Source organism: Ancylomarina euxina (assembly GCF_003863355.1).
Lineage (GTDB): Bacteria > Bacteroidota > Bacteroidia > Bacteroidales > Marinifilaceae > Ancylomarina > Ancylomarina euxinus.
The window spans coordinates 1-1,023 of sequence record NZ_QQWG01000062.1 but is presented as its reverse complement, the minus strand read 5'-3'; the positions used below and the strand labels follow the sequence as shown (position 1 = coordinate 1,023).

2 protein-coding genes are annotated in these 1,023 nt (G+C 32.7%); both read left to right on the top strand.

The features are described 5' to 3' along the window. The coding region (locus DWB61_RS17575; RefSeq protein ID WP_125032241.1) for a winged helix-turn-helix domain-containing protein at window positions 1-438 on the top strand (438 nt) is incomplete at its 5' end. Continuing rightward, window positions 401-1,018 carry an IS630 family transposase gene (locus DWB61_RS17570; protein WP_125032240.1) on the top strand — a complete coding sequence of 206 codons (618 nt, stop codon included), beginning with the start codon at window positions 401-403 and terminating at the stop codon, window positions 1,016-1,018. The genes DWB61_RS17575 and DWB61_RS17570, both read left to right, overlap by 38 nt. Window positions 1,019-1,023 lie beyond the last annotated feature (5 nt).

The window sequence follows — 1,023 nt, the reverse complement described above, 5'->3', positions numbered from 1 at the left end:
TTACGCATAACTGACAGTTATCGTTTAAAACTTCGTATTCAGAGTTTAATTCTTACTAAGGAAAATAAATTTAAAGAACGTAATCAGTTAGCGAAATTCTTAGGAGTAAGTAAAAGTGCTCTTCAGAAATGGACTGAAAAATATGAAAAGTCAGGTTTGGAAGGATTATTGACAATATCAAGTGGTGGTGATCGCAAAACAATCATTCCAGAATCAGTTCATCTTAAATTAAAAAAAAAGCTGGAAGATTCAGAAAACCCATTACGAGGTTATTGGGATGCAGTGGCTTGGCTTAAAGAACATCATCAGCTAGAGATTAAATATCATACTCTTAGGGCATACTTGAAAAGACATTTTCAATCTAAATTAAAAACACCTCGAAAATCCCATTACAAAAAAGATGAACAGGCTATTAAGGCCTTTAAAAAAACTCCCTGAGCTCTTAGATGCGATTAGAATAGGTCTAAATAAAGATAAGCTTTATTCAGAGGTAAATCTTTATTTTCAAGATGAGAGCCGATTTGGACTCATGACACATATTGGGAAATCACTTACTGCTAAGGGGGTTAAGCCTATCGTCAAGTATCAACATGCCTTTAAGAACACATACCTTTATGGCAGTTTTTCTCCTATAAATGGTGACTCTTTTGTTTATGAAATCGAAGGTGTTAGCAGTGAAATATTTTATAAATACCTCCTACGGTTTTCAGAATACAAGCCTGAAGAACTTAAGATAATTATCATAGATAATGCAGGCTTTCACTCCATGAAAGAGTATACTTTACCAGCTAACATCAAATTAATTCGAATCCCTCCATATACACCAGAACTAAATCCATCGGAGAAAATGTGGCAACACATAAAGCAATATTATAAAAATAAAGTATTCGGAACATTAGACGCTGTGAAACAGTGGCTACATCTGTTTATTAGAGATAATATAAATACTCAAATCGTTAAATCAATAACTCACTCTTCATTCTTTAACGAATCATATAAGAAGTGTTTTGATATTTAATTGGT

Bases quoted from the DNA above. Each gene is read 5' to 3' on its own strand.
- DWB61_RS17570 (WP_125032240.1), top strand. From the start codon at position 401: ATGAACAGGCTATTAAGGCCTTTAAAAAAACTCCCTGAGCTCTTAGAT.